The sequence below is a fragment of the [Clostridium] symbiosum ATCC 14940 genome (assembly GCF_000466485.1).
GTDB lineage: Bacteria > Bacillota > Clostridia > Lachnospirales > Lachnospiraceae > Otoolea > Otoolea symbiosa.
In genome coordinates this window covers 12,753-33,867 of record NZ_KE992790.1, presented here as the reverse complement: position 1 = coordinate 33,867, position 21,115 = coordinate 12,753, and the positions used below count along the sequence as shown (strand labels likewise).

The 21,115-nt window shown below is 46.7% G+C and carries 17 protein-coding genes; 5 read left to right on the top strand and 12 right to left on the bottom strand.

What is annotated here, in order from left to right; all coding sequences use genetic code 11:
* Positions 1–264 precede the first annotated feature (264 nt).
* On the top strand, positions 265–1,200 hold the full coding sequence (locus tag CLOSYM_RS00460) for a LysR family transcriptional regulator (protein WP_049943426.1): 936 nt from the start codon (positions 265–267) through the stop codon (positions 1,198–1,200).
* A gap of 4 nt (positions 1,201–1,204) precedes the next feature.
* On the opposite strand, the gene CLOSYM_RS00455 is transcribed toward CLOSYM_RS00460, so the two are convergent.
* From CLOSYM_RS00455 to CLOSYM_RS00400, 12 genes are all read right to left on the bottom strand, one after another.
* The gene (locus CLOSYM_RS00455; RefSeq protein ID WP_044902008.1) at positions 1,205–2,425 is read right to left on the bottom strand and encodes a M24 family metallopeptidase; all 1,221 of its coding nucleotides are present in this window, start codon (positions 2,423–2,425) and stop codon (positions 1,205–1,207) included.
* Between the two features lie 243 nt (positions 2,426–2,668).
* A complete protein-coding gene (locus CLOSYM_RS00450) occupies positions 2,669–3,721 on the bottom strand; it encodes an electron transfer flavoprotein subunit alpha/FixB family protein (protein WP_009297092.1) in 1,053 nt (350 codons plus the stop codon).
* 27 nt (positions 3,722–3,748) lie between these two features.
* The gene (locus CLOSYM_RS00445) at positions 3,749–4,540 is read right to left on the bottom strand and encodes an electron transfer flavoprotein subunit beta/FixA family protein (protein WP_003502790.1); all 792 of its coding nucleotides are present in this window, start codon (positions 4,538–4,540) and stop codon (positions 3,749–3,751) included.
* 70 nt (positions 4,541–4,610) lie between these two features.
* The gene (locus CLOSYM_RS00440; protein ID WP_009297093.1) at positions 4,611–5,765 is read right to left on the bottom strand and encodes an acyl-CoA dehydrogenase; all 1,155 of its coding nucleotides are present in this window, start codon (positions 5,763–5,765) and stop codon (positions 4,611–4,613) included.
* Positions 5,766–5,835: 70 nt separating this feature from the next.
* Complete coding sequence (locus CLOSYM_RS00435; RefSeq protein WP_003502786.1) at positions 5,836–6,672, bottom strand: 3-hydroxyacyl-CoA dehydrogenase family protein; 837 nt, start codon at positions 6,670–6,672, stop codon at positions 5,836–5,838.
* 63 nt (positions 6,673–6,735) lie between these two features.
* Entirely contained in the window at positions 6,736–7,512 is a 777-nt protein-coding gene (locus CLOSYM_RS00430) for an enoyl-CoA hydratase-related protein (protein WP_044902007.1), read from the bottom strand.
* 97 nt (positions 7,513–7,609) lie between these two features.
* The gene (locus tag CLOSYM_RS00425) at positions 7,610–8,794 is read right to left on the bottom strand and encodes an acetyl-CoA C-acetyltransferase (protein WP_003502782.1); all 1,185 of its coding nucleotides are present in this window, start codon (positions 8,792–8,794) and stop codon (positions 7,610–7,612) included.
* A 345-nt stretch (positions 8,795–9,139) separates the two neighbouring features.
* A complete protein-coding gene (locus tag CLOSYM_RS00420) occupies positions 9,140–9,928 on the bottom strand; it encodes an HpcH/HpaI aldolase family protein (RefSeq protein ID WP_021640515.1) in 789 nt (262 codons plus the stop codon).
* Positions 9,929–9,997: 69 nt separating this feature from the next.
* The gene (locus CLOSYM_RS00415; protein WP_021640514.1) at positions 9,998–10,954 is read right to left on the bottom strand and encodes a hydroxyacid dehydrogenase; all 957 of its coding nucleotides are present in this window, start codon (positions 10,952–10,954) and stop codon (positions 9,998–10,000) included.
* Between the two features lie 62 nt (positions 10,955–11,016).
* Complete coding sequence (locus CLOSYM_RS00410) at positions 11,017–12,297, bottom strand: SLC13 family permease (protein WP_021640513.1); 1,281 nt, start codon at positions 12,295–12,297, stop codon at positions 11,017–11,019.
* A 393-nt stretch (positions 12,298–12,690) separates the two neighbouring features.
* Complete coding sequence (locus CLOSYM_RS23290) at positions 12,691–13,113, bottom strand: helix-turn-helix domain-containing protein (RefSeq protein ID WP_021640511.1); 423 nt, start codon at positions 13,111–13,113, stop codon at positions 12,691–12,693.
* A 24-nt stretch (positions 13,114–13,137) separates the two neighbouring features.
* Complete coding sequence (locus CLOSYM_RS00400; protein WP_021640510.1) at positions 13,138–14,694, bottom strand: sigma 54-interacting transcriptional regulator; 1,557 nt, start codon at positions 14,692–14,694, stop codon at positions 13,138–13,140.
* Positions 14,695–15,704: 1,010 nt separating this feature from the next.
* Here CLOSYM_RS00400 and CLOSYM_RS00395 point away from each other — a divergent pair.
* The 4 genes from CLOSYM_RS00395 (at position 15,705) to CLOSYM_RS00380 (ending at position 20,981) form a co-directional block, all read left to right on the top strand.
* Positions 15,705–16,496 carry an enoyl-CoA hydratase-related protein gene (locus CLOSYM_RS00395; RefSeq protein WP_021640509.1) on the top strand — a complete coding sequence of 264 codons (792 nt, stop codon included), beginning with the start codon at positions 15,705–15,707 and terminating at the stop codon, positions 16,494–16,496.
* Between the two features lie 229 nt (positions 16,497–16,725).
* A complete protein-coding gene (locus tag CLOSYM_RS00390; RefSeq protein WP_021640508.1) occupies positions 16,726–18,282 on the top strand; it encodes an acyl CoA:acetate/3-ketoacid CoA transferase in 1,557 nt (518 codons plus the stop codon).
* A gap of 35 nt (positions 18,283–18,317) precedes the next feature.
* Positions 18,318–19,625 carry a GntP family permease gene (locus tag CLOSYM_RS00385; protein WP_044902006.1) on the top strand — a complete coding sequence of 436 codons (1,308 nt, stop codon included), beginning with the start codon at positions 18,318–18,320 and terminating at the stop codon, positions 19,623–19,625.
* 216 nt (positions 19,626–19,841) lie between these two features.
* A complete protein-coding gene (locus CLOSYM_RS00380) occupies positions 19,842–20,981 on the top strand; it encodes an acyl-CoA dehydrogenase family protein (protein WP_003502767.1) in 1,140 nt (379 codons plus the stop codon).
* Positions 20,982–21,115: the final 134 nt, after the last annotated feature.

Genomic DNA, 21,115 nt, shown 5'->3' with positions numbered 1-21,115 from the left:
ATATTCCTCCTCTTCTATCTACTCTTAAAATCCCAAACAACTTTCAGAATAGTTACTATAAATATACAAATTATTGCACATTTTGTCTAACAGCTTTCCTCTGACAAGCTAACAGGCGTTTGCCTGTCATAAACTGCTGCTGCAAATCGGCATTTCTTGATATTCCATATTTGCTTCTCAACCGGCCTGGTGGTATACTATAGCTTATTAATGAGACATTATATCGCCACAATAAATTTCGCTTATTAGAAGGGGGCCATCTTTTTGATTAACTTTCTTAACCTACAATACTTTTTAGTGCTTTCTGAAGAAATGAATTTCAGAAAAGCAGCGGACAAGCTATATATCACACAGCAGTCATTAAGTGGCCACATCATGAAGCTGGAAGACTTTTTCGGAGTGCCTCTGTTCAACAGAGGCACCCCCCTGACGCTTACTCCCGCCGGTTTTCATCTGAAGAAACGGGCCGCAGAGCTGGTTGCCATCCAAAGCGATCTGCAACAGGAGCTGGTGGACATCAGCGGTTTTATCGGCGGCTCCCTTACCGTTGGAAGCACTCATGTCCGGGCGCAGGTTCTTCTGCCTTCCATCATCAACACATTCCACCGGCAATACCCGTCTGTCAAGCTCAAACTGTTCGAGGGTAATACGACCGAAGTGGAGGATGCGCTCAAAAACGGCCAGTTGGACGTCAGCATCGGTTTTCTGCCGACAGACACCCAGAGGATTACAAGCATCCCCCTTTACGGTGAAAGTTTTGTAATCGTTGTTCCCGATGTTCTTTTGGCGGAGTATTTCCCCAGTGACGATACCATACACGGTTCTTCCCTCTCCTATGAGAAGGGACTCATGTGTCTGGAAAAGCTTCCCTTTATTTCAATAACCAATGATACGAAGATAGGAAATTTCTGCGAAAAGTTCTTCCGGAAAATCGGAATCACGCCAAATATATTCCTTGAAACGATCAATGTCGGAACGCTGCTGTCCATGTGCTCCGAAGGGCTGGGAGCCATCGTCTGTCCCATGACGTTTATCCGCTATTCCTACTATGATTTTTCACACCATAAAATCTGTGTTATCGAGGATAAACTCAGTCAAAGGCCGATCGTGGTAAATTATCTTTCGAAAAAATATCAATCAAAAACCCTGATGGCATTTATCAGCACTGTCCGGATGATGCTGGGGGAACAGGAGATATAGGAGATTATCCCCTGATTTGTATGGAAATTTCTCCCATATTGTATTTTGTCAGGGACTCGTACCCCTCCTCCGTAATCAGGACTGTGTCGGAGTGGCGCACGCCGCCCCATCCCTTATCCATAAGGCCCGGTTCCACCGTTATCACCATACCGGGCTTTAGAGTAATTTTATTCCCCATTGCCAGTGACGGAAACTCATGGGCGGAACAGCCGATGCCATGCCCCACCCGTCCGGGCAGGATATCACCAAAACCATAATCTGTATAAACCTGTGCCGCTGCCCGGTACAAATCTTCAAAGGCAGTTCCCGGACGAAGGATATTAAAGATACTTTCTCTTGCTCTTAACATTCCGTCATAAGCTCTGCGTTTATAGCTGTCCAGCTCTCCGATTATGATGGTTCTCTCATTCTCAGCATGGTAGCCGCCGGTCTTTGCCCAGGCCATAGGAAGTGTCAAATCACCATTTTGGGGATGATAATGCTTTGGGCAATCGCAGCCGTAAGCAATATGTCCGTTTGACAGGCACCAGACATGCAGACTGTCAATCATGCCTCCCTCTGATGTTCCAAAACCGCATACCTCCATATCCGGAAACTTTTCATGCCATAGCTTTCTCATTGCATACTGCCCCTCTGTAGCTGCTTCGGCCTCAGAGCATCCCCGTTCCAACGCATGAATGGCAGTCTCAACCCCTCTGTCAACAAGCCGTGCTGACTTTCGGATACAGCTTATCTCATATTCATCTTTAATAATTTTCATCATATTAACAAGCCCGGAAACAGAGACAATTTTATCAGGATGAAGTACCTCCTGAATCTCCTGGTAGAAATCCATGCTGATATCATCAAGCTCCATCCCCAAACACAGCTTCTCTTTTCCAACCAGCAATCGGATGGCATCTGCCGCTTTACCCGCCAGAGGAACATTGGCTCCCCATTTCCCATACAGCTCTACCCGTTTCAGAGCCCCTTCCTCTTTTGCATGAGCGCAGCGGATGGAATGCACCAGAAGACAGGGTTCAGCATCAAGAGTCACTACAACAAAAGCCGGATGGCTATTTAATACCGGATTAAAGTTACTAAAATAAAAGGCCGTCTCCGGTTTCCGGATAATTACCGCGTCAATCCCATTCGCCGACATTTTTTCTTTCAGCCGGCTGATTCTCATTTCCACGTAAACACTTTTCTCCAATGCATAATCCACAGTACCTTCTCTTTTGATCATAACATCCTCCTTGCGGTTCCTATTCTTATCCTTTGATACGGCCATTATACTATTGGGTTTTCTTAATTTCCAAAAGTTATTCAGCACAAAGGGTAACAGGCAAATGGCTGTTGCTGCCGCTTTTCAGGATCTTATGGTACAAAAAAAGCACCGCAAAACCTGTTTTCACATCTGTTTTGCGGTGCTTTATCCGGCCGGCCTCAGGGGCCGCCCTATATTAAATTATAATTCTGTTACAGAAGATTAGTTATCTTTTGCAGCAGCCTTAGCTTCTTTAATCTTCTCTGTCAGCATAGGCACAACCTTGTTCAGATCGCCTACAACGCCGTAATCAGCTACGTCGAAGATAGGAGCTGTCTCATCTTTGTTAATTGCAACGATGATATCAGACTCTTCCATACCTGCCAGATGCTGAATTGCTCCGGAGATACCGATTGCAAAGTAAACGTTAGGACGAACTGTCTTACCAGTCTGGCCTACCTGTAAATCTTTTGGCTTCCAGCCTGCATCTACAACAGCACGGGAGCAGCTTACTGTTCCGCCGATTGCTTCTGCCAGTTCTTCAAGAATCTTGAAGTTATCCGGACCGCCCATTCCACGGCCGCCGGATACGAGGATCTTAGCGTCCATGATATCTACAGTGTCAGTTACAGCCTTAACGATGTCAAGGATCTCTACATACTGGCTGTTTGGTGTAAATCCTGGGTTGAACTCTTCGATTACAGCTTTAGCGCCTTTAACCTTCGGAGCTTTCTTCATAACGCCTGGACGTACGGTAGCCATCTGAGGACGGAATTCCGGGCAGGCGATGGTAGCGATTGTGTTACCGCCGAATGCAGGACGTGTCATCAGTAACTGGTTATGTTTCGTCTCCTTGCCCGGAATCGGATTGATTGGGAAATCTCCGATATCGAGCTGCGTACAGTCTGCCGTTAAGCCTGTATGGATTCTTGCGCAAACACGCGGTCCAAGATCACGGCCGATTGCCGTGGCACCAATCAGGAAGATCTCCGGTTTGTATTTCTCGATAACAGATGCAAGAGCATGTGTGTAAGGCTCTGTTCTGTACTCTTTTAATTCGGGATCATCAACGACGATAACCTTGTCTGCACCGTATTCCGCCAGTTTATCCGCAAGGCCCTTTACATCGGAACCGACTAAGACAGCCGTTACCTCTGTGTTTAAGTCTTTTGCTAAATCTTTTCCTTTGCCAATCAGCTCGAATGCGATACCGCCGATTACGTTATCAACCTGCTGTGCAAAGACAAATACTCCCTTATATGCTTCTAAGTTCATCTTATTCACCACTCTTTTCTCTGATTTTTAAATTACGTGTTTTGCTGCCAATTTGCTTACGATATAATCTGCGGAAGCAGCCGGATCTAAGTTAACCTGCTCGCCGGCGCCCTTTCTGACTTTATCGGAAGCCCTGGCGATCTGAGTTGGAGAACCTTTTAAACCTAAGTTGGAATCTTCTACATCTATCAGGTCTTTTCTTCCCCATACGGTGATTTCTTTTGCGTAAGCATCGAAGATTCCGCCCGGAGTCATGTAACGCGGCTCATTTAACTCTGCAAGAGCTGTCAGTAAACATGGTAACTGAGCCTTAACTACATGATATCTGTCGTCATACTGACGCTCAACAACGATATATTTGTCTTCGAGATTAATTTCTCTGATTTTCTGTGCATAGCTGATTACCGGGATTCCAAGGTGCTCGGAGATCTGCGGACCAACCTGTGCCGTATCACCATCGATAGCCTGACGGCCGGAGATGATTAAGTCATACTCTAAATTGCGGATAGCGCCTGCCAGTGTCTGGGATGTTGCCCATGTATCTGCGCCGCCTAATACTCTGTCTGTTACTAATACGCCATTGTCTGCGCCCATAGCCATAGCCTCACGAAGAACTTCTTCAGCCTTCGGAAGACCCATGGTAACTACGGTAACTTCTGCGCCATACTGATCTTTCAAACGAAGAGCAGCTTCCAGACCAGCTTTGTCGTCTGGGTTCATAATTGTAAGCATTGCGCCTCTATCAAGAGTACCATCAGGATTAAATTTAACTCCGCCTTTGGTATCCGGAACCTGTTTAATACAAACTACTATTTTCACGGTATGTTCACTCCTTATTCATGTTTTTTCTCACTAATTGAGATACTTTACAATCTATTGCCAGGAAATCTTATTTTAACAGGGAAGCGGAAATAACCATTCTCTGAACTTCAGATGTTCCTTCGTAGATCTCTGTAATCTTAGCATCACGCATCATACGCTCTACATCGTACTCTCTTGTGTAGCCGTAACCGCCGTGAAGCTGAACAGCCTTGGTTGTAACTTCCATAGCAACCTCTGCTGCGTATAATTTAGCCATAGCTGCTTCTACAGAATAAACCTTCTGTGTCTTCTTAGCCATAGCTGCTCTGTAAACAAGGAGCTGAGCCGCTTTAACTTTTGTAGCCATATCAGCAAGCTGGAACTGTGTATTCTGGAACTGTCCGATTGTACGTCCGAACTGTTTTCTTTCCTGAACGTACTCAACGGTTCTTTCAAGCGCTCCTTCTGCAAGGCCGAGAGCCTGTGCAGCGATACCGATACGTCCGCCATCCAGAGTATGCATAGCGATACCAAAGCCTTTACCCTGCTGTCCTAAGATGTTCTCCTTCGGGATTCTGCAGTCTGTAAAAATAAGCTCGTAAGTTGCTGAACCACGGATACCCATCTTCTTCTCTTTTGTTCCGAAGGTGAATCCCGGCGTTCCTTTTTCTACGATAAATGCAGAGATTTCTTTTTTCTTTCTGCCTCTTGCATCTTCTTTAATGCCTGTTACGGCGATGATTACGTAGACATCAGCTTCTTTACCGTTCGTGATGAAGATTTTGGAACCGTTGAGTACCCACTCGTCTCCGTCTAAAACTGCCTTCGTCTGCTGTCCCTGTGCATCTGTACCGGCTCCCGGCTCTGTTAAGCCGAAAGCGCCTAATTTCTCACCTTTTGCAAGTGGAACCAGGAATTTCTGTTTCTGCTCTTCCGTACCGTAAGTCTGGATTGGGTCACAGCAAAGAGAGGTGTGTGCGGATACGATAACGCCTGTAGTACCACAAACCTTTGAAAGCTCCTCTACGCACATAGCGTATGTTAACGGGTCACAGCCCTGGCCGCCGTACTCCTTCGGAACCGGAATTCCCATAAAGCCAAGCTTCTGCATCTTCTCAACTGTGCCTGTCGGGAAATGTTCTGTCTCGTCAACTTCCTGTGCTAAAGGTTTTACTTCTGTTTCGGCGAAGTCGTGGAACAACTTCCTCGCCATTTCATGCTCTTTACTTAATGTAAAATCCATGTCTATTCCTCCATCATTTTCTTATATAGCGCTTAAAGGCGGCTTTGGCTCGCCTGATGCGGTTCAAAAATTAATTGTACTTATAGAAGCCCTCGCCGGATTTCTGTCCTAACTTGCCGCCGCGTACCATCTTTCTAAGCATCTGGTGCGGACGGTATTTCGGATCTCCTGACTCAGCCTGTAATACTTCCATGATAGCCAGTACTACGTCAAGGCCGATCAGATCTCCCAGAGCCAGCGGTCCCATCGGATGGCTTGCTCCCAGCTTCATAGCTGTATCGATGCCTTCTACAGTTGCCTCGCCCTCAGCATAAATGCCGATAGCTTCATTGATCATTGGAATCAGGATTCTGTTTACTACGAAACCTGCAGCTTCCTCTACCTGAACCGGAATCTTTCCAATTTCTTCTGAGATTGCTTTTACTTTATCAACAGCCTCTACCGGTGTATTCAGTCCGGCGATAACCTCAACCAGCTTCATAACAGGAGCCGGATTGAAGAAGTGCATGCCTACTACCGGTCTGTCAATTCCTGCGCCGATTGCCGTGATGGACAGGGAAGACGTATTTGTTGCGAAGATACACTCCGGTTTGCAGATTGCAGCCAGTTCTCTGAAGGTCTGTTTTTTGATTTCCATATCCTCGATTGCTGCTTCAACTACCAGATCACAGTCGGCACAAATAGTCTTGATTCCCGTATGTATCTTGTTGAGAATCTTGTCCGCTGTTTCTTTATCCATTTTACCTCTTGCAACACGCTTCTCAAATGCCTTTGCAATTCTCAGCTTGCCGTTTGCGGCGAATTCTTCATTAATATCACATAAACATACTTCGTAGCCTTCTACCTGGGCAAAAGCCTGAGCAATACCGGAACCCATTGTTCCTGCACCAATAATACCAACTTTCATGACAAATCCTCCTGATTTTTCAAAATGCGGATAACCGGGCTGTTCCCGGCTCCTGATCCATTATTATTTGTTTTTGAAATTGTCCACTTTCCGTTTCTCGAGAAAAGCAGTCATGCCTTCTTTCTGATCTTCTGTCTCGAAGCAGTCACCGAATGCCTTTTCCTCAATGACAATTGCCTGATCCATATCAACCTGAAGTCCTTCGTTCATCGCTTTCTTAGAATTTCTCACAGCAATAGGAGCATTCTTCGCAATGCCCGCAGCCAGTTTCTTCGCTGCCGGCATCAGTTCCTCCTGTGTGTAAACCGCATTGACAAGTCCCAGTCTGTATGCCTCATCCGCCTTGATGTTTCTCGCGCCGTAAACCATCTCTTTTGCTTTTCCAACGCCAATCAGACGGGCCAGTCTCTGGGTGCCGCCGAATCCCGGTGTGATTCCCAGGCCAACTTCCGGCTGGCCGAACATGGCATTGTCGGAACAGATACGGATATCACAGCTCATGGCAAGCTCATTGCCGCCGCCGAGTGCAAAACCGTTTACCGCCGCAATAACCGGAATCGGGAAAGTCTCGATTTTACGGAAAATATCATTGCCGAATTTGCCAAATGCTTCTCCCTCCGCCTTTGTCATCGTGCTCATCGCAGCGATATCGGCTCCGGCCACAAAGGATTTCTCCCCTGCTCCCGTCAGGATAATGGTTCTGATTCTGGAAAGATCCACTGCATCAAAAGCAGCTTCGATGTCCTTTAACACATCCTTGTTTAACGCATTGAGCGCCTGGGGACGGTTGATGATCATAATGCCAACGTATCCATCCTCCTCGTAATCAACAAACCCCATTGCCATCATCTCCTTACATCCATATGTTGTAAACCAGAAACAGCCGGAGCGTGGAGGGGGTTGTCCCCCCTCCACAGGTTCCGGTTATTCTAACTGCTTAGTCTCTCTCGACGATTGTGGCACATCCCATGCCGCCGCCGATACAGAGTGTTGCAAGACCTTTTTTAGCGTCACGTTTCTGCATCTCGTATAACAATGTAGTAAGGATACGGCATCCGGAAGCTCCTACCGGATGACCAAGGGCAATAGCACCGCCGTTTACATTCAGGATATCGCTGTTGAAGTTAAGGTCCCGGGCAACTGCGATAGACTGTGCCGCAAACGCCTCGTTAGCCTCGATTAAGTCAAGGTCTTCAACCTTCATGCCTGTTCTCTTGAAAAGTTTGTTGGTAGCTGCTACAGGGCCGATACCCATGATAGACGGGTCAACGCCGCCAAGTGCGCCTGCCACCCATGTAGCCATTGGTGTAATTCCCAGTTCTTTTGCTTTTTCTTCGCTCATTACAACAACTGCTGCTGCGCCGTCGTTGATAGAGGAAGCATTACCTGCCGTAACACGTCCGCCGTCTGGTTTAAATGCCGGACGAAGTTTTGCAAGTGATTCTTTTGTTGTACCGGCACGTGGGCCTTCGTCGGTATCAACAATGATTGTTTCTTTTTTCTTCTTGACTTCGATCGGAACGATCTCGTCTTTGAATCTGCCGGCTTCACGTGCTGCGCAAGCCTTCTGCTGGCTGCTGGCTGCGAACTCGTCAAGCTCTTCTCTTGTGATGCCCCACTTGTCGCAGATGTTCTCTGCGGTGATTCCCATGTGATAGCCGTTGAAAGCATCCCACAGGGCGTCATTTACCATGGTGTCGATCATAGGAGCGTTGTTCATACGGTAGCCGTAACGTGCGTTCATTAACGCATATGGTGCTGCGGACATGTTCTCTGCACCGCCTGCTACTACAATATCAGCGTCCCCTGCAATAATCATCTCTGCTGCTGAGTTTACACACTGTAAACCGGAGCCGCATACGACGTTAAGCGTTACAGCCGGAACTTCAACCGGAAGTCCTGCTTTGATGGACATCTGACGGGCCACGTTCTGACCAAGGCCGGCCTGGATTACACAGCCCATGTAAACGTGGTCTACCTGCTCCGGAGCTACGCCAGCTCTCTTCAGTGCTTCTTTAATAACGACAGCTCCCATCTCTGCTGCCGGCACTGTGCTGAGCTGACCGCCCATGGAACCGATGGCGGTACGGCATGCACTTGCTATTACGACTTTCTTTGACATATCAAATTTCCTCCTTAAAAATGACTTGCCACGTAAATAAAACAATTGCATAGATTGATAGTAACTATATCTTAGCACTCTTCAGGAGTCCTGTCAAATAATTATCAAAGAATTTATAAACTTTTTATTTTGCTCATTTTACCTCAATTTTATAGCCTTTATACATAAAAATGTGAATATTGTACATTTTTTATATATTTACGGGGCTGATAAAGTTAATCCTTTATGTCCTTTTGACAAAACAGAGGCTGCCCTTGTTAATTTTCAGGCAAACCTCTGTCTATGTTATTTACGAACGCTTATAAGATGAATAAAAAATTCAAATAAGTCATTTGGGATGCCGTATCAGCAGCCCCGGATTTCATTTTTAAAATAATCTACGGCATCGACGGCCAGTTTTGCCAGTCCGGTCGTATCGGACAGCAGGGCAACCATCGTATATCCCCTTTCATATAACGGTTTCGCAGCTTTTGCACTGGATGCTATCGTGGCAAGGAACTTTCCGCATTCTTTGGTCCCCTCTTCTATTTCGCGGATTGCCGCCTGGACCTCCGGAACCGACGGGTTTGCCATATATCCCATTGAGGTTGAAAGGTCCGCCGGACCGATAAAGATTCCATCCACTCCTTCTACAGATGCAATCTCCCTGATATTGCCCACTCCTTCCGGAGTTTCAATCGCAATCATCACAATCACATCCTCATTCGCTCTGGCATAATAATCAGCCTTTGAAAGACTGAAGTTTGTGGCTCTCTGGCTGCCTGCGATTCCACGGACACCCTGCGGCGCATATTTGCAGCATTTTACGGCGTATTCAGCCTCTTTTCTTGTGGAAACATAAGGTACATGAATGCCGTAAGCGCCTGTATCCAGAGCCTGCTTAATCCAAACCATATCGTTCCACGGCGTCCTGACAAACGGGGCGCAGCCCGTTCCTTTTGTCGTCTGGATTATATGTACCGTATCCTGCAGTGACAACTGGGAATGCTCCATATCAATGATCATCAGATCAAATCCGGCCTCAGCCATAATCTCGGCATTGACGTGGCTCGACCCCTGTGACCAGCAGCCGCATACCGGCTCATGGTTTTTCAGTTTCTTCATTACAGTATTGTCAAAAAATGTTTTACCCATATGGATGTCCTCCTCTAATATAAGTGATATGAAATAAATTATCTATTACGTTTGCTTTCCGCTGTCTCTTCATTTGTCCGGCCTGATAATCGGAAATTCCGGTTCCCTGCCGCTGAGAACGTCATCTACCGCATGTGCACAGCTTAAGGAAACGGCCGCGTTTGCCTCCTTTGTCAGAGCGGCATTGTGTGCGGATGCAATATAATTCGGCAGTTCAAACAACGGAAAACTGGCTTCCGGCGGCTCCTGCTCAAATACATCAGAGCCCGCAGCTGCAATGGTTCCTTCTTTTAGCGCTTCATATAAATCACGTTCATCCCAGATAGGCCCCCTTGCCGCATTGATAATAATGGCAGACGGCTTCATCAGCCGCATGGCATCCCGGTTAATCATATGCTCTGTCTCGGAAGTAAGCGGTGTATGGAGACTCAAAACGTCAGCATTTTTCAGCAGCTCATCCAGCGTGTCCACAAAGTGTATCCATTCCGGATAAACGCTTCTGTCCGCGTACCGGTCAAATGCCAGCACTTCCATTGAAAATCCGTCATGGACTATCTTTGCCGTCTCAAACCCGATTGCCCCAATGCCGGCTATTCCAAAGGTTTTTCCTCTCAGTTCCATCCCCGGCAGAGCATTTCTTATGGCAAAATTCCCTCTTTTTAATTCCTCATAAATTTGTGTAATATTTCTCGCACAGGCCAGCATCAGCGCAGCCGTATGCTCGGCTACGGATCGGGCATTGCATCCTTTGGCAATCGTTACATAAATCCCCATTTCTTCTGCCGCCTTAAGGTCTATATTGTCATAACCCACTCCATAACGTGCAATAACCTTGAGCTTTGTTCCTGCTGCAATCACATCGGCCGGATAAGCGGCGGTCCGCGCGATCACGGCATCGGCATCGGAAATTTCTTTTTTTAACGTGTCACGGTCAAAGCCGCTCCCTATCTGTATCTCGTACCCCTTTTCTCTTAAATACTGTTTTCCTTCTTCCTGTATGTCCTGAGGAATTAAGATTTTATACATAATTTCACGTCCTTTCTTCGTTAATAAATTAATTATCCTTTAAAACATTGAACACATAAGCATTAAATCCCATAACAAAGCGGGATTAGAAAGACTGCTGCGACCGTAGTAATAATATTTAACGGCAGGCCAATTTTTACATAATCCATAAACTTATAACCGCCCACCATCGTCTGCGTTACACAGGGAGTTCCTACCGGCGTGGCAAATGCACACTGGCAGGCAATCACCACTGCAATTACAAAGGTGGTGGGGTTCACTCCCATACCATTAGCCAGGGCAATCACGATGGGAAACATCATGGTTCCCGTTGCAATATTGCTCATTATATTGGTCAATATAACACTCAGTACAATGATGATACCCAATACGACAAAGACCGTCGCCTTGTCCCCCAGTACGTTGAGTGTGGTGTCAGCGATAAGCTGGCCCGCACCGGATGTCTCCATCCCTTTGGCAAATCCCTGCGAACAGGCCAGTACTACTATGGTGTTCCAATCAATGCCGTGAAATGCATCCTTAAGCCCTACGCAGCCCGTCAATATCATAAGGGTTGCTCCGACCATGGCCACCACTGCAATGTTCCAGATTCCCGACACAAATCCTGCCACAACCAGAATCATGATAATTGCCGTCAGCCAGAACTTCCGTTTGTCCACCGGTTTGCTCTCCCCCTCCCCCTCATTCGTGAGTTCAACCGGGCATACATCCTCAAATTTCAGCGATTTCTTTTCCAGCCAGTATCCAACTGTTGCGAAATAAATGATTACTATCAGACACAGCGGGATCCCTGCCTTTGCCAGCGTAAAATAGTGCATAAGCGTACACCCCGGCGTTGTTTCCAAGATGGTTTGGGCAGCAACCTGCGGGGTAGAACCTGAAAGGGTGCAAAAGCCGCCTGCCGCAGAACCCATTCCAACCGCCATCAGCACTCTTTTATTAGTACATCTTCCCCCTGATTTCGAAACCACGGAAGCGACCAGCGGAATCATCATGGCCACAACTGCCGAATTCGAAAAGAATGCTGACAGAAAAACGGCAAAGCCTGTCATGACCGTCACCAGCAGACGTTCGTTTTTGCCCAAACCTATTTTTGTAATCTTATTACCCATGGCCTGCGCAACGCCGTTATCGAAACAGGCATTTCCGCAAATCATCATGGCTGCCACCATTACAGCCGCCTGAGAACCGAAATCCGAATATGCTTTACTGTAATCAGTAATCCCAAATATGGCCATTGCCAGTGACGCCAATATGGCTGTCAGCGCAACCGGAATTTTCTCCAGCGCAAATGAGACAATGGCGAGCAATACAATAATAATAGCTAACGTACTCTGCTCCATAAACTACCCTCCTGATTCGTTAATTTTTTTGCAGGAAGCGCGTATCTTGCTCTGTTTCTCTCCTGTTGACTTCCCCTCCCCTTTCCGTATTTTTCTTCGCATACTGCTCCCTGATTGTAAATCTGTAACCCCATTCACCTGCAGTATAGAGCAAGCTGCGTACCAACTTTTCATCATCCTCTGTTCCAAACGTATCCCTGCGTCCGTCCACTGCTAAAAAAAGAGCTGACAAGTCTGTATTTATCAGACTTTGTCAGCCGCTTTCTACTTTTTTCCCATGGTTACGCATTTCAATACTTTTTGCTCTTTGCCGGAAGTATGTCCCAACATACATTCTAAACGTCTCAAAAATGTTTCTAATTTGTTTTCCAGATGTTTTAAATTTGTTTCATATTAAATAAAATGATACTTTTTCATTTTCCGCCAAAGCGTCGAACGGCTCATGCCAAGAGCTTTGGCCGTTTTCTGGCGGTTATAGGAATAGTAATCCAGAGCTTCCCTGATCCGGGCTGTTTCTTCCGGCTCCCTTAAATGAGCTGCCGCTGCCATTTTTGCCCCCGCATTATTTACCTCACCCCTGTCTTCCAAGTTTACCTCACCTGGCGCCTGTTCCCCGGCCGGAGCACCATCCGTCCATTCTTCCTGGTTCAGCACACTGTATATTTCTTTTGCTCCTATCTCGTCGGTGTCGCTGTTTACAATCAACCGCATGCAGATATTATTCAACTGGCGGATGTTCCCCTTCCATTCTATTCTTTCCAGCAATTCACCGGCTTCTTTCGTAAGCCTGATGTCGCCCAGCCGCGTACAGTACATCTCCTTTTTCCGGTTTAATAAATATTAGGCCAAAATGCCAATATCATGGCCTCTTTCATTCAATGTCGGAAGCTTCAGATGCAGAACGTCCAGCCGGTAATACAGATCCAGCCGGAATTTATTCTCCCTCACGTACTGATTCAGATCCCGGTTCGTTGCGGCCACAATGCGTATATCGACAAGGATCATTTTATTATCACCAATCCTCATCACCTCTCTCTCCTGAATCACACGCAGAAGTTTCGCCTGCAGCTCCAGAGGAACCTCTCCAATTTCGTCTAGAAATATTGTTCCGGTATGTGCCTGTTCAAACAGCCCTTCTTTACCGCCTTTCTGTGCACCGGTAAAGGCGCCGTCCACATATCCGAATAATTCACTCTCAAGCAGATTTTGGCTGAGCGCGGCACAATTGATGGCTACAAAAGGCCCCTTTTTCCGGTCACTTGCATTATGTATACTTTGTGCCAGCAATTCTTTGCCTGTCGCGGATTGACCAATAAGCAGAATATCCGAATCTGTCTCGGCATAGCGCCGGGCCTTCCGTATTAATTCTCTGATGGCCGGGCTGCTGCCGATAATATCGTCAAAAGTATATTTAGCTGTCCATCCGAGATTTTTTACTTTCTTTCGAATGACCTTCTCCGCATTTTGGAGCTGGCTGACATTCTGAAAGGACACCACGTAGCAGACCGGACTGTCTTTTAGATGGACCGGGAACTTATTAACCGACAGTTTTTTATCTTTACAAACGATGATTTCGTTATAATAACTTTCACTGTCGCACAAAAACGCCGGAAGAGGATGGATGCCGAACAGTTTTTCTAAATTTTCTTCCGTCATGTCTGAAGTTATACTTAAAATATTCTGCGCCTTATTGTTATACAGCATGATTTTCTTGTCCGGCCCCACAAGAACAATTCCTTCGGAAGAATTGTCCAGTACAGTCTGTATCAGAAGTATCCTGCGCTGCTGGTACAGTTTCATCCGGAAAACACGCTTTGTCTCACCGAACGCATACCACAAAGCCGGTTTGCCTGTGTGAATCAGCAGACATTCTAAGCCGTGCTTTTTCGCGAACTGACAGCTCTCGACACCGCCTATAATTACTTCACATCCGTCCTTAACCGCCCGCCCCAGTACACTCACGACATCCCCCGGGGCATCGCGGAAATACATCTTTACCTCCATTCCAAGAATTTCCCCGATATGGTCTGCCCCAAGAATCATGTTTCTGCTTCCCACTATCCCTATGTTCTGTCCCAGATACAGGTCTCTGGCCGTCTTCAGGCAATAGATTAAATCAGTTCCCGATACCGGGATATCGATGACCGTAAGTCCCGGCAGTCTTCTGCGCAAAAGATCCGCGGTTATCCCTCTGGCAATTACCGCATCATATCTCTGCAGATTAAACTTCTCGGCATCCGACACGTCACTGCTTTTGATTTCCATTTCTTCGAGACAGTATCTGCACTGAATACCGTCATCCGGCTCAGGTATCAGTTTGTTATGCTCGGCAAAAATCTGTCCGGCATTCTTAAAAAAGCCGCGTTTAGGTGAAACCAATGCAATTTTAACTTCCACACCGCATACCCTCCTTTATTTTTATATTTTTAATTCGAATATTTTCTCTGTCTATTCTTTGTGGGTATAATGATACAAGAATATATTTTCTGTGTAAATAGTAATTTATCGTGAATTTTCTGATTATCTTTTACTGCACACCACAACCGCCGGTGATAACCATGCACAAAAATCATTCCATCTAATTATGAAATCTGTATATTGACGAAACGCTGAAAATAGATTATCATACGAACAAGAAACATCTAGCATGCTAATTATTAGTTAACATTTAACTTGTTGCTTTATATCACGCATGCTGACGATGCTCATTCTGCGTCAGGGAACCGAACGGCCGCCCCTCCGGCCGTCTCTTACACTCCGTACAGCGAATCACCTGTTATGCTCCGGATTCCGGACAAAGCGATGAATGTTAACACAAAAACTGCTGCGTACTTAAAACAACTGCTGGATTGATAGTAAAATGACAGCAAAGCTGGTAGACAATACAACAGCAAAAGTGGATGGAATGTAACAGCTTTCGGTTCCCCTCCTGATGCAGCTTCCCTTCACTATAGAAAATCAGGCTCTATTTTTGTGGTTTTAGACGAAAGAATCTTTTTTCGAAAGATGATTTTTCCCCTTTCCAGAGGTATTTTCCCCAAAAATAATATATTTTTTTATCTATATGTACCAATTTTTAGCATGCTTATTGATTATTTATCAATTATTAGCACGCTATATTTTTTACACCAAAACTATTCACATTCATTTATAACTGTGATATACTCCTGTTTATAAGAGCAGCGTTACTATTCACAGCCCCGCTGAAAAACGCAGCTCTGCGAACAGTAACACGCTTCGCGATGCACAGAAACGGTAAAAAACACCGTTTCGCGCCGTATAACTCGGGATTTTCACTCAAATACGAGTGAAAACACCTCGCGGAATAGCGGCTGTGGATAGTAACAGAGCAGCGCCAATGACGCAGGAGATTTTATCAAAAACATTCAAATCAGGAGGAACAAATCATGGAAGTAAAGAACTACAACAATCTGTTAGTGGAAATCGAAGACGGTATAGCAGTTGTAACAATTAACCGCCCAAAATCTTTAAATGCACTGAACAGCGAAACGCTGGCCGAGTTAGGTGATATTGCTGCAGCGATTGAAAAAGCCAAAGATGTAAAGGTTGTGATTCTGACAGGCTCCGGACAGAAATCTTTTGTCGCAGGTGCAGATATCTCCGAAATGGTAAATGCCACCCCAATGGAGGGGCGCGCCATGGCATTGCTGGCTGCCGAAACCTTTAAGAAATTTGAAAACATGCCTCAGGTGACTATCGCAGCCGTTAACGGATATGCGCTGGGCGGAGGTTGTGAGATTTCCATGTGCTGTGATATCCGTATCGCGGCCGAAAATGCAAAATTTGCACAGCCGGAAGTAAACCTGGGTATTCTTCCCGGCTTCGGAGGCACGCAGCGTCTTCCCAGACTGATTGGAAAAGGACGCGCAAAAGAACTTATCTTTACCACCGATCAGATCGATGCCCAGGAAGCTTACCGCATCGGCCTGGCCAACAAAGTAGTTCCCCAGGAAGAGCTTCTTGACTACTGCAAGGCAATGGCTAAAAAAATCATGTCAAAAGCAAGCTTTGGCGTCACCCTTGCCAAACAGGCTATCAACACCGGCATGGATACGGATCTTGAAAGCGGCCTGAAGCTGGAAGCAAACCTTTTCGGACTGGCATTTTCCACTCATGACAAGGCTGAAGGAATGCAGGCTTTCCTTGAAAAGAGAAAAGCGGAGCTGACAGATTTTTAAAACAGAAAAGATTTCTACATAAAAAGATGTGTCACCGGAGTTGGAGCAAAATCCGGCTCCGGAACTTTATAAATTTTTTTGCCATTAATTATCAGACACTTTAATTTATATGCGATATTTAATTGTTTATATTTAATTTTATCAATCGTTGTCTTTCTTCATCCAATCAATTATATGATCTATTTAACTGTGTTTATCAAATTATGATTATCACATACAGGAGGTATCTATGAGTAAGGTTTCTATCATTACAGCCGGCGAAGCAGCCGCTCTGGTCGGCGACAGCATGACCGTGACTACCAGCGGTTTCGTGGCAAGCGATATGCCCGAGGCGCTGTCGAAAGCCCTGGAACAGAGATTTCTGGAAACAGGCTCCCCGAGAGACTTAACCCTTTTCTATGCGGCTGCCCAGGGAAACCGGGACGGCAGCGGAGCAGACCACTTTGCGCACGAGGGAATGACGAAACGCGTGATCGGGGGCCACTGGAACATGGTTCCGCAATTGGGCCGCATGGTGCTGGAAAACAAGATTGAGGGCTACAACCTCCCGCAGGGAACGCTGTCTCAGTTATTCCGTGACATCGCCGCCCACCGTGTCGGCACAATCACCCACGTCGGTTTGAACACCTTTGCAGATCCGAGAATCGAAGGCGGTAAACTGAACTCCATTACGACGGAGGATTTAGTCGAGGTGGTCAGCATTCTGGGTGAGGAGAAACTGCTTTACAAGTCCTTCCCCATCGACATCGCCTTCATACGCGGTACTTATTCCGATGAAAACGGCAATATCACAATGGAGCACGAGGTGGCGTCCCTGGAATCCACTTCCATTGCCCAGGCTGTCAGAAACAGCGGCGGCAAAGTGATTGTACAGGTTGAAAAGGTTGTGAAAAACGGCTGCCTTGACCCGAAGCTTGTTAAAATTCCGGGAATCTATGTGGATGCCGTCGTTGTATGTGAGGACATGAAGGATCATGAGCAGTGCGTGGGCTGTGAGTATGACGGCTCCATGACCGGAGATTTTTCCGTTCCCTTAAGCAGTCTTACTTATCCGAAGCTTTCGGCGAAAAAAATCATCGGGCGCAGAGCAGCCATGGAACTGAAAAGCGATTCTGTCGTCAATCTGGGAATCGGCGTGCCGGAATATATCTCCATGGTAGCCGGGGAAGAAGGCATCGGTGACTACATGACCTTAACCGTGGAGGCAGGCCCCGTCGGCGGAGTGCCGCAGGGCGGCCCGAAATTCGGCGGTTCGGTCAATCCGGAAGCGATTCTCGACCAGCCGTACCAGTTTGATTTCTATGACGGAGGCGGTGTCGATTACGCATTTCTCGGTCTTGCCCAGGCCGACAGCCAGGGCAATATCAATGTAAGCAAATTCGGACCAAGGATTGCAGGCTGCGGCGGTTTTATCAATATTACACAGAATGCCAAGCGGGTATTTTTCTGCGGTACGTTTACGGCCGGTGGACTTTCCGTCTCATTTGACAACGGTGAGCTTCAGATTGTCTCGGAGGGCAGAGAGCAGAAATTTATCAAACAGGTGGAACAGATTACATTCAGCGGCGAGTATGCTAATAAAACGGGCCAGCCCGTTCTCTATATAACGGAGCGCGCCGTATTCGAACTGAGAAAGGATGGAGTTTATCTGATTGAAGTGGCTCCCGGCATCGATATCCAGAGCCAGATTATTGACCAGATGGGATTCGTTCCCAAAATGGATGGTCAGCCAAAGTTAATGGACAGCCGTATTTTCAGGGAAGAACTGATGGGGCTGGCAAAATAGCATAACAAAACATAAATATGGTGGGGGATCAGTTTATGAATTTTCAGATTTGGATTTTATTTATTGCTATTGTTTTATTTGGTCTGCTGGCATTTAAACAGGTCAGCGCCCTGATACTGGCTCCGGTTATTACGATCTTCGTGGCCGTCTGCTCAGGGCTTCCGATTCTAGACAGCCTGCAGAACCAGTTTATGCCTGCTGCCGGAGACTACGTTATCAAATATTTTCTGATATTCTTCGTCGGCGCGCTGTTCGGAGCTGTCTACCAGTTCACAGGCGCCGCCGAATCCATTGCAAGGGCCATCGTCAAGGTCAGCAAAGGAAAATATGCAGCTCCTATTATCATGTGCATCACCGGAATACTGACATTTGGAGGAGTCAGCGGCTTTGTCGTCTTCTTCGTCATCTATCCGATTGCCATCCAGTTATTCAGGGAGGCCAACCTGACCCGCCGGCTGCTTCCGGCCGCCATTTCCGCCGGCTGCTGGACCTGGTCCATGAGCGGTCCCGGCTCTCCGTCTATCCAGAACTATATTGCCATGACGAATCTGGGTACGCCGGCAACGGCTGCATTCGTGCCGTCTCTCATCACCACAGCGGCCATGTTTGCCATGATATTTGTCTGGCTGGAATACAGAGCCAGGAAATTTACCGGGAAAGGGCTGACCTTCAACGATCCGTCTCTCAAATACCAGCTTACGGAGGAGGAATTAAGCACCGAAAAAGATAAAACGCTGCCGCACTGGCTTACCGCGTTCCTGCCAATCATTATTATCCTGGTAACCTTTAATATCTTTCATTTTCCGGTGGAGACCGCAGTGTTGACAGGAATTGCCGCATCCGTCCTTCTTATGTTCAGAAGAATCGGCGGACTTAACAGCTGGATTGAAGTTTTTAACAAAGGTGCCGCCGACTCGGGCGTCGCTATCCTGAACACCGCCATTGTCGTCGGTTTCGGCGGTGTGGTGCAAAACACAAGCGGCTTTGCCGATTTAGTTGCCATGCTTAAGAATCTGCATATGCCGCCGCTCGTATTCGTCATGATCACAGTTGCCGTCTGTGCCGGAGCCTGCGGTTCCGCCTCGGGGGGAATGGGCGTTGCCTTTAATGCCTTAAAAAACACTTATATGGAAATGGGAATTAATTTCCAGTACGTTCACCGGATTTCAGCCATCGCTGCCGGTACTCTCGATACTCTGCCGCATCAGGGAGCACAGATCACGCTGCTGGGCATCTGCAAAATGACCCACAAAGAAGCTTACTGGGATATCGCCGTTACACAGATCATCATCCCGTTTATCGCATGCGGAATCTTTATTGTACTGGCGTCCTTCGGCTTATAGTTGATGAAAGGCATTACCGTGATATTACACAAAAAAAGAACTGATAATTTTACATATTGTATATTGACTATCGAACAAAAAAAATGTATTATTTATGCAAGCTATTAATTAGCATGCTAGATATTCGTATTTTAAATTTCTAGCATGTAAGTATCGAAACAATGTGTCCGTAACACGGACTCCAAATCATTTACTTATCTTAAAGGAGGTAACACCATGAATTTCCAGTTAACAGAAGACCGTTTAGCATTACAGCAGGCAGTAAGAGAATTTGCAGAGAAAGAACTCGCGCCGGGTGTCATTGAACGTGATGAGAAGAGCGAATATCCGGTAGAACTTTATAAGAAGATGGGAGAAATGGGACTCATCGGACTTCCCTACGCCAAAGAATACGGCGGTTCCGGCAGGGACTATCTGGATTACGCAATTGCAGTAGAAGAGATTTCCAAGGTCGATGCATCCGTAGGCATCTCCTACTCCGTATCCACCTCCCTCTACGGCGGAAGTATTGCCAATGGCGGTTCTGAAGAGCAGAAAAGAGAATTTCTTCCGGAAGTTCTCTCCGGAAAGACCTTTGGCTCCTTCGGACTTACCGAGCCTAACGCCGGTTCCGATGCAGGCGGCTGTGTTACTATTGCAGAAAAGAAAGGCGACAAATACATATTAAACGGCCTGAAATGCTTCAATACCAACGGCCCGCTCTCCGATCACTTTGCAGTATACGCCCTGACTCATCCGGAGCTGGGAAGCAAAGGACTCTCCTGCTTCCATGTTAAAAAGGGAACACCTGGATTCTCCATCGGAAAAATCGAGAACAAGATGGGTATCCGCTCCGCACAGGTTTCCGAACTGGTTTTTGAAAATTGTGAAATTCCTGAGACTGCTCTTCTCGGCGAAGAAAAACAGGGATTTAAGATTGCAATGAAGACGCTGGACGGCGGACGTATCGGGGTTGCGGCACAGGGTCTTGGAATTGCAGAAGGCGCTTTTGAAATTGCCAGAAAATATCTTATGACAAGAGAGCAGTTCGGCAAACCTCTTTACAGAAACCAGTATCTCGCATTTAAGATGGCAGAACTGGAATGTGAAATCGAGCAGGCAAAATATATGCTCTACAAAGCAGCTCTCGATAAATCGGAAGGAAGGCCATATTCCATTCCGGCTGCCAAAGCAAAACTCGTCTGTACCGATGCCGCTATGCATGTGACAACCGAGGCTGTACAGATGCTTGGAGGAAATGGCTTCATGAAGGAATATCACGTGGAGAGAATGATGAGAGACGCCAAAATCACTCAGATTTACGAGGGTACCAATGAAATTCAGAAGCTTGTAATCAGCGGAGCTTTATTCAGATAATCTTATCACCTGCGCCGTGCCACAAAGCGAGAGTCGAACCGCGGCTACTATGCTCAAATGCACGGCGCAGCCTTTTTTCAGAACCGCTGTCTTTGGCGGCCGATGCACAGAAACGGCAAAAAACGCCGTTGATT